Source organism: Sphingobium xanthum (assembly GCF_019737615.1).
In the GTDB taxonomy this organism is placed as follows: Bacteria; Pseudomonadota; Alphaproteobacteria; order Sphingomonadales; family Sphingomonadaceae; genus Sphingobium; species Sphingobium xanthum.
The window spans coordinates 1-2,737 of the sequence record NZ_JAHKKS010000020.1 but is presented as its reverse complement, the minus strand read 5'-3'; the positions used below and the strand labels follow the sequence as shown (position 1 = coordinate 2,737).

The following is a 2,737-nucleotide window of genomic DNA, read 5'->3' as shown; positions in this document are numbered from 1 at the left end:
GCGGCTCAATCCGAGACCACTGCGCATCGGAAAACCAAAAGAAATCAGACATCTCAGCGCCTCCTCGCCAAGACACTGAATCACAATCCGAGCAACGTGGGAATCCAGTTATTGGGTCCGAACCCTAGAAACGAAAACGGCGCCGGAAACCGACGCCGCTTCGATCATCGATCGCTATGACGATGAAAGCGATCAGGCGAGCGCGGCGACGCGCTTCGTTAGACGGCCGAACTTGCGCGAGGCCGTGTTCTTGTGGAGCACGCCACGCGCGACGCCACGGGCCAGCTCCGGCTGGGCAGCGACCAGCGCAGCCTGGGCAGCGGTCTTGTCGCCAGCCTCAAGCGCAGCCTCGACCTTCTTGACGAGCGTGCGCACGCGGCTCAGTCGCGCACCGTTGATTTCGGCGCGGCGGGCGTTGCGACGGATGCGCTTCTTTGCCTGAGGCGTATTGGCCATTTAAATTCCTCGAACCTCGAAAACTGTTGCATGGAGCGCGGCGCGAATCCCTCAAAGGGAGCCTGCGAGCCCGCGCGAAGGCCGGGCCATTAGCTGCGATCAGGCGAATCGTCAACCCGCCTTCTCTTCCTGCCGGCGCATCTCTGCGAGATTGATCCAGGTTGCGATGAACAGGGCCGCGACCACCGGGCCGATGACGATGCCGCTGAATCCGAACAGCTCCAGCCCGCCCAGCGTGGAGATCAGCACGACATAGTCGGGCAGGCGCGTGTCGCGGCCGACGAGGATTGGCCGCAGCAGATTATCCACCATGCCGATGATGAAGATGCCGCAGAAGACGAGGATGAGGCCTTTCACGATGGCGCCGGTCGCGAAGAGATACAGCGCGACGGGCACCCAGATGAGGCCGGTGCCGATGGCCGGCAGCAGCGAGAAGAAGCCCATCGTCACGCCCCAGAGCAAGGCGCCTTCTATGCCGAGCAGCCAGAAAACGATGCCGCCGATCAGGCCCTGGATGATGGCAACGACGATGCTGCCCTTGATGGTGGCACGGATGACGAGGACGAACTGCTGCAACAGAGCCTCGCGCTGGGCGGCGCGCAGTGGCGCAATGCGCGTCACGCGCTCCGCGAGTTCGTCGCCGTCGCGCAGCAGGAAATAGGCGAGATAGAGCATGACGCCGAGCGCCATAAGGAAGCTGAAGGCACTCTGGCCGGCTGCGACAGCCTGTGTCGCCAGGGTCCGGAAGCTGGCGGTGAGCGCGGTGTCGATTCGCTCTCGCAGCGATGCGAAATCAGCGAGGCCGAAGCGTTCAAGATACGCATTGGCCCAGCCCGGCAGGCTGGCCTGCACACGCTCGAACAGAACGGCAAAGTCGATCTCGCCCGACTGGATGCGGGCATAGACCGAGGCGACTTCGTTGATCAGCGCCATGGTGATGAAGATGGCGGGCACGATCACCATCGCGATGATGAGGATGAGCGTGAGTCCGGCCGCGCTGTTGCGATGGCCGGACAGGGCCTTGAGCAGACGGCGGTTCACCGGGCCGAACAGGATCGCGGCGATGATGCCCCAGAGGACGGCGGCGAAGAACGGCTGGATGACGAGCGCGAAGGCCAGCGAGATGACGATGACCAGAGCGAGGAAGAAACCGTCTTCCATCGCGATGCGGGGTTTTGCGGCGGGGGCACCGGTGGCGCTGGCAGTTTTGGCAACGCTGCTTGCCTTCGCCGGACTGGCCGCACGCGCCGGTTTCTTGCTTACGGGCGGTTTTGCGCCGCCCGAGGTCGATCCGCGCGGCGGGCTCAAGCGTTCAGCACCGATGCCCATTGGTCAGGCTTGAAGCCGACCAGCAGGGAGTCCGCGCCGGTGACGACCGGGCGTTTGATCATGGAGGGATGCTCGGCCATCAGCGCGATCGCCTTGGCCTCGTCGATGCCGCTCTTGTCGGCGTCCGGCAGCTTCTTGAACGTCGTGCCCGCCTTGTTGAGCAACGGCTCCCAGCCGACGGCAGCCGTCCAGCGCGCCAGCTCCTCGGGGTTGGGCGGTGCCTTCTTGTAGTCGCGGAAGTCATAGGCGAGGCCCTTGCCCTCCAGCCAGGTGCGGGCCTTCTTGACCGTGTCGCAATTGGGGATGCCGTGGAGAGTGAGGGTCACGCCGAAGCCCTTTTTGAGTTGAGAACACTGATCTAACATCAAGCTCGGGACGGGCAAGGTTTACGCGACAGGGGGCGAACGTGGAGTTTTGGGCATCGAGCGAGGGCTATCAGTCGGCTAGCGATGCTATTGAAAAAGTGCGGCGTAGTATCGAGCCGATCCTACAACAGATTCTCGACAAATCGCGCTTCTCCGATGAGAAGCTCCTCATCCGCTACGTTCCAATTGTCATGCCATTTGATCTACTCGATCGATATCCTGCTCGCTCAAAACTTCGAATTAAGCAGCGTATTTTGGACTGCGCTCCGCAACTCAACTATGATGTTTTCAACAATGGTAGTTTCACCGAACAAGTGGAAGTTTACTTGGATGGCATAAGAACGGCATCATACTTGTTGCAGAAATTTGGCTTTTCGGCCGCCGACGTCACTGATTTTGAGATGCTTCTGGTGAAAGCAGGCGAATTGGCGTTAGCGAACTGATTGTCGTCAGCTTCTAGGGTCCGGACTCACTACAGCCACCAGATGACGGCAGCGGCGATGCAGATGGCTCCCATGAAGTTTTTGAGGTTGCGATCGAAGCGGGTGGCGATGCGTCGCCAGTCTTTGAAGCGACAGAACATGCGC

4 protein-coding genes and 1 pseudogene are annotated in these 2,737 nt (G+C 61.2%); 1 reads left to right on the top strand and 4 read right to left on the bottom strand.

Annotation, left to right across the window (positions count from 1 at the left end; translation table 11 throughout):
- Window positions 1-192: 192 nt before the first annotated feature.
- From rpsT to KM135_RS19615, 3 genes are all read right to left on the bottom strand, one after another.
- The gene (rpsT, locus tag KM135_RS19625; RefSeq protein WP_221715775.1) at window positions 193-456 is read right to left on the bottom strand and encodes a 30S ribosomal protein S20; all 264 of its coding nucleotides are present in this window, start codon (window positions 454-456) and stop codon (window positions 193-195) included.
- A gap of 111 nt (window positions 457-567) precedes the next feature.
- Window positions 568-1,617 (bottom strand): AI-2E family transporter, encoded by a 1,050-nt coding sequence (locus KM135_RS19620; RefSeq protein ID WP_221715776.1) that lies wholly within the window; start codon window positions 1,615-1,617, stop codon window positions 568-570.
- 143 nt (window positions 1,618-1,760) lie between these two features.
- Window positions 1,761-2,111 (bottom strand): arsenate reductase, encoded by a 351-nt coding sequence (locus tag KM135_RS19615; RefSeq protein WP_221715774.1) that lies wholly within the window; start codon window positions 2,109-2,111, stop codon window positions 1,761-1,763.
- A gap of 80 nt (window positions 2,112-2,191) precedes the next feature.
- Here KM135_RS19615 and KM135_RS19610 point away from each other — a divergent pair, with 80 nt between their 5' ends.
- Window positions 2,192-2,593: a hypothetical protein gene (locus KM135_RS19610; protein WP_221715773.1), complete on the top strand. Its 402-nt coding sequence runs from the start codon at window positions 2,192-2,194 to the stop codon at window positions 2,591-2,593.
- A 29-nt stretch (window positions 2,594-2,622) separates the two neighbouring features.
- On the opposite strand, the pseudogene KM135_RS19950 reads toward KM135_RS19610, so the two are convergent.
- Window positions 2,623-2,737: pseudogene (locus KM135_RS19950) on the bottom strand (IS5/IS1182 family transposase); the annotation flags it as partial.